Origin of the sequence: Cupriavidus sp. D384, assembly GCF_001652915.1 — a bacterium.
Lineage (GTDB): Bacteria > Pseudomonadota > Gammaproteobacteria > Burkholderiales > Burkholderiaceae > Cupriavidus.
On the sequence record NZ_BBQI01000056.1, the window covers coordinates 1 to 4636 of the forward strand.

Here is a 4636-nt window from a genome sequence, read left to right on the forward strand (position 1 = left end):
AGGTTAATAGCCTATCAGGGGTTCGAATCCCCTTCTCTCCGCCACCTTATTTATCAATGACTTACGGAAGTTTCGGAAAGTCATTCGATCTCATAAAACAGGCTCTATCTCATTCAATGCGCCAAAGTTAGGGCATTGATCAGAGCTTGATGCCGGTCCCGGCACTCTCCCCCCTGCCTCTGAAGATCAAGGGCGAACTGCCTGAGGTCGGCCAGCGTCGGCCCCGTCGGCGCCTCCAGAACCGGTGGGCACGCCTGCGCTATTGGCAATCGCGGCATTGTCCCGGTAGATGCGCATCCAGTCGTCGCCAGTACGGCAATCAGGGATATCAGGCGTCGCATTCTTCGCTACCTCGATAGTCTTGGTGATGGTCCGATACCGGACTTCCTTCTTGTCGCGCGCTTCTAGGTAGAGGCTGTACGCCACGTCCGCGTTGTCTTTCCACTGGTCAATCTCCGCCTGGCGGGCCTGATTCTCCAGCTTTCTGCCATCCGAACGACCGGCCATGTAGCTGGAGCCGCAGCCAACGGCCAGAACGAGCAGCGCGGCGCCCCACAGCCGCGGGTCGAGCAGCGTCATGCCTGCCTCCACTGCCGCAACTCCAGCCGCCAGAACGCCCAGATCACCGCAATGGCAATCGACACGTTCAGCATGATCTCCGGCCGGCTGTGGCAATACTCCCGGTCCATGTTCAGCATCGCCGAGACGAAAATCAGACCCAGCACCCCAGACCCCGCTGTCCTCGTCGGAACCTTGTGCGTGTAGAGCGCCCAGACTGTCCCGGCCATGATGACCAGGTTCGCGATAATGTTGACGATAAACAGCATTTACTTGCCTCCGGGGGTGATCCTGCCGACCCAGGCTTTGAACCAGTCGAGCAGGGCCTTGAAGATCTCCGGAATCTGTTGGGTGGCGTGGAGCACCATGGCAAAGCCGAACAACCCGATGGCGAAGGAAATGCCCCTCGCTGTCAGGCTGTCTGGCTTCACCTCCAGATACTCGATCAGCCATCCGCCCAGATAACCGGCGCACGCAAAGCCGAGCAGAAAGGCCGTAATTTTCTGCCAGCGATTCCCCGGAATGAAACGAAGCGAGAGCGCCGCACCAACAGCTCCGGGGAGCCACGGCGCGAAGCCCTCGATAACCCGCAAAACAAAACCACCTGTGTTTTCCTGCATGTCAGACCCCGTTATCTACCCCGCCGTGAAGCAGGTATTGCGCTCTTAGCGTATTGAAATCGTGTTCGTGCTGGCCGTACCCCGCTCCTGGCAGGCTTGCCCAGATGTTCCGGCACTTGGCGATGGCATCTTTTAGGCGCCCTGCCTCAATGTCAGGGATCGCCCGGCGCTCTCGGATCTGCTGCACAGCGATGGCGTCCTGCGCTCCGGGCCCGAAGTCTTTCAGCCCGAGTTGCCGCTTGTAGACGTCGAAGTACCGCGACAGCAGTTGATACCGCCCAGCAGCCGACGACTTGATCCCGAGCCGTGGCAGATCGACCATCTGCCGCGGGTGATCTGCGTAGCCCGAGAAAAGACCACCACCTACCAGAACGTCATAGCCATGGTCCTTAGTCGGCTGCCGTCCGTTGTCCGTCCCTTCGCTGTATCCCAGCATGTCCAGGAACGCAGCCATGTTCTGGCCTCCCGGCAGGTTTGCAGGATCGGTGTACGGCATCTGTGGCTCCAAAATGAAAAGCCACCCAAAGGTGGGCGGCTCTATTGACACTAGACCCAATGGGTCTATACTCAGGTCATGCGGTAGCGCTACATGCGCAGCCCACCACCCCGAAAGGACGAATCATGCGACCAGCATTCCGCGCTCATGCGCGCCACATCCACTCCCAAGACCATGCTGTACACCCCACCGACTACAGAGCAGTTGGCCGACCTGAAGCAGACGCTTGGCCTGACCGGGAAACAAATGGCAGAGTTGTTCGGCTTGGCTGGCGATCACCAATGGCGGAAGTACACCGGGGGGCAACAACCTCGGGAAGTCAGCCCGCAGATGCTGTTCTTCGCAATGGCTCGCCTGGAACTGGACGAGGCGACGATCAGCCGGATCCTGCAGCGCATGCGAAGCGCCGGGGCAACGATCGATCTTTCTGGCGCCGAGCGATGAAAGGCTTGGCGGCATCTTTCCTTGGTCTACTTGTCATGGCTTGCAGCGGCTGCGGAGGCGGTGAAAGCGCTGACCCCGCCCCACAACAGCCCGCAGTACAGGCACAGCAAAAGCCGAGCATTGTCATTGCCGCTGAAGGTGATTCGACCATCTGGGGACAGCAGACTATCGACTCGTCCTACGCTCGATCCGCTCACCCTGCGCCGGCCGTGACGCAATCGATCCTGCGCGAGCAGTTCGGCGATACCGTCACTGTTTCCAATCAGGGTCGCGGCGGTGCTACTGCCAGGGAGGCAATCGTCGGCCAGCCACGCTATGACATGCCGTTCGCCCAACGCATGGCTACTGACCCGGCCCGCATCGTGGTCATGAACTGGGCAATCAACGATTACACCCGTTCGTCTCGTGATGACTACCGCGAATCCCTTATCGCAGCCGTGAACATCGTGCGCGCTGCCGGGAAAATCGCCGTTCTCGAAGAACCTAACCCGATCTGCATTCCGGGTGGCGATGACATGGAAAAGTACGTTGCCATCATGCGCACTGTCGCTGTCGACACCCGCACGCCGCTCATTGCCCAATACGACTACATTAGGAGCCTCCCGGATTGGAAGGGCATGCTGACCGACTGTCTCCACCCCAACGACGATCTCTATGCAATCAAGGGCCAGAAGGTAGCCATTGCGCTGGCCCCAATCGTCGCTGGAATCAGGTAGCTTCTTCGGCTGGTAGCGGTGTGTTGCCAGCCGCTATCCACTCCAGATACTCGGAGTAATCGCGGTTGTCTTCGTCGAAAGGAATCGCAGCGCCATCGCTGATCCTGATAACGCAGGAGACTTCCCCTTTTAGGTTCTTGTTCAGTTGGTACATCTCGATTCCTTTTAGGGTTCTGCGCTGATGTAAAAAGTAGCCGACGTCTGCCCTACAAATCTACCGACGGTCATACCGGTGAAGTTCCCGCATGCATAGACACCAGAGTCGCGTTGGTTTGCGCTAATCGCTACGTTTGCCGCAGACTGCGTGTAGTTCGCCAGAGCATCGCCGACTACGATTGGAACATTGACCGTTATGGTCGGAATGGCCCGCATGCCGGGGTGCTGGATGTACATGAATACGCCATTTGCGCTGACGCAATGACCAGTTTGGTTTTGGGCGACGCGCAACCATCGCTGACACCGGACAAGTTCCAACGCATCTGGCAGCCCGTCGAATGGCGAGACGCCATTTAGCTTGAACTGCGGCAGCTCCACGGTGCCATTGGAGAAGCGGACGGCAACCGCCGTGTTTGCTGCAACAACAATGCCGCCGCCCTTGGCTACTGCCGTACCGTTGACCGTAGCAGTGGCCGTGCCGAGCCAGTTCAGGTAGTACGTGCCGCCCTCGATATTGATGGCCTCCACGGGCATTTCGAAGCCACCATCGGGCGCGGTCAGAGTGAAATGGTTCCCGCTCGCCACAAACGCCACGTTCTGACCCGACGTCACCACCTTGACGCCGTCTATGGTGTACTGGTTGGCAGCTGTAGTATTCGTGCCAGAAACATAGAGGCGCTGATTGATGTTGAAGCGCGCATTCGTCAGCTTGTTGCGGCACGACAGAGGCAGATTCGTTGTCGGCACCGCGTTCTTGTCTGCCCGCAGAATGCTCAGGTTCACGGTGCTCAGCCCGGAATCCAGAACGCCTGGCGCATCCATCGACATGGTGACCGTCGTCAGCGTCGTGAAGGCGGAACTGATGATCGTGCCATACACCGTGCCGGCCGTCGTTGTGAACTGCAGCCGGCGCCCAACGTGGAATTCGCTGGTCTGATCGCCCGACAGCGTGAACGAATTTGCGCTCACATACGTCGGAACCTGCCCCGATGCCTGCCACTGGCTAACCGTGCTGCTGGTGTCATTGACGCCAGCAACGTTGTCTATCGTCTTCTTGACGACATCGCTCGCATCGGTCAGGACGAACTTGTAGGCCAGCCCAGATTGCAACCAGATCGGACCATTGGTCGGAAAGCCCAGCGCGTTGATGATGACAGGATTGCTCTGCGGCACAGTGCCTGCGGAGTCCGTGTAGGTTGCAAGCGGCGTGCTGGAGCCCGCTGCGTATGTGTACACCTTCCATCCGCTGGCCGGCGCTCCAGCGTCGTTGACGACCTGGTTGTTGAAGATTGGCGATAGTTTGACGGCTGGCATGTTATCCCTTGATGACCGTGATGCGGAAGGCGGTGGAAGGAGGATTGATGGGCGCCGCGGTGAAATTCTTGGCGTAGACCGTCACAACGTTGGGAGCCGTCACGGCAGCTGTGAAGAACACGCCTGCGACGTCTGCGGCCGATGCGACGAGCACTGCGTCTCCGACTGCTGCGCCCTGCATGGAAGTCGTCAATGCGGCTTGTGATTGCGCGGCAATGGCGGGGAAATCCAACGAAACCGGCATTCCATGTTGATTTGCACGGAAAACGGACCCAGCATTTGCATCGAAAATTGACCCACCCTGGGTTCATGCTTCGTCTTGAGGCGGTGTT

9 protein-coding genes are annotated in these 4636 nt (G+C 58.8%); 2 read left to right on the forward strand and 7 right to left on the reverse strand.

What is annotated here, in order from left to right:
- Positions 1-186: 186 nt before the first annotated feature.
- From A9J21_RS13970 to A9J21_RS13985, 4 genes are read right to left on the reverse strand one after another with little or no spacing between them, the layout of a single operon-like run.
- Positions 187-579 carry a hypothetical protein gene (locus A9J21_RS13970; RefSeq protein ID WP_066736541.1) on the reverse strand — a complete coding sequence of 131 codons (393 nt, stop codon included), beginning with the start codon at positions 577-579 and terminating at the stop codon, positions 187-189.
- Positions 576-827, reverse strand: coding sequence for a hypothetical protein (locus A9J21_RS13975; protein ID WP_066736542.1), 252 nt, complete (start codon positions 825-827; stop codon positions 576-578). The genes A9J21_RS13970 and A9J21_RS13975 overlap by 4 nt, the downstream gene beginning before the upstream one ends.
- Entirely contained in the window at positions 828-1178 is a 351-nt protein-coding gene (locus A9J21_RS13980; protein ID WP_082926420.1) for a hypothetical protein, read from the reverse strand. It lies immediately after the preceding gene.
- A 1-nt stretch (position 1179) separates the two neighbouring features.
- A complete protein-coding gene (locus tag A9J21_RS13985; RefSeq protein ID WP_066736546.1) occupies positions 1180-1674 on the reverse strand; it encodes a glycoside hydrolase family protein in 495 nt (164 codons plus the stop codon).
- A 147-nt stretch (positions 1675-1821) separates the two neighbouring features.
- Between A9J21_RS13985 and A9J21_RS13990 the strand changes: the two genes are divergently transcribed.
- Together A9J21_RS13990 and A9J21_RS13995 are read left to right on the forward strand one after the other, a co-directional pair.
- Complete coding sequence (locus A9J21_RS13990; RefSeq protein ID WP_404851376.1) at positions 1822-2118, forward strand: XRE family transcriptional regulator; 297 nt, start codon at positions 1822-1824, stop codon at positions 2116-2118.
- Positions 2115-2834 (forward strand): SGNH/GDSL hydrolase family protein, encoded by a 720-nt coding sequence (locus A9J21_RS13995; RefSeq protein ID WP_066736548.1) that lies wholly within the window; start codon positions 2115-2117, stop codon positions 2832-2834. Before A9J21_RS13990 ends, A9J21_RS13995 begins: the two co-directional genes overlap by 4 nt.
- Here the strand turns inward: A9J21_RS13995 and A9J21_RS31555 are convergent.
- From A9J21_RS31555 to A9J21_RS14005, 3 genes are read right to left on the reverse strand one after another with little or no spacing between them, the layout of a single operon-like run.
- The gene (locus A9J21_RS31555; protein ID WP_156545882.1) at positions 2827-2988 is read right to left on the reverse strand and encodes a hypothetical protein; all 162 of its coding nucleotides are present in this window, start codon (positions 2986-2988) and stop codon (positions 2827-2829) included. The genes A9J21_RS13995 and A9J21_RS31555 overlap by 8 nt on opposite strands.
- 11 nt (positions 2989-2999) lie before the next feature.
- Positions 3000-4304: a hypothetical protein gene (locus A9J21_RS14000; protein ID WP_066736551.1), complete on the reverse strand. Its 1305-nt coding sequence runs from the start codon at positions 4302-4304 to the stop codon at positions 3000-3002.
- A 1-nt stretch (position 4305) separates the two neighbouring features.
- Positions 4306-4536: a hypothetical protein gene (locus A9J21_RS14005; RefSeq protein ID WP_156545884.1), complete on the reverse strand. Its 231-nt coding sequence runs from the start codon at positions 4534-4536 to the stop codon at positions 4306-4308.
- Between the last annotated feature and the right edge of the window lie 100 nt (positions 4537-4636).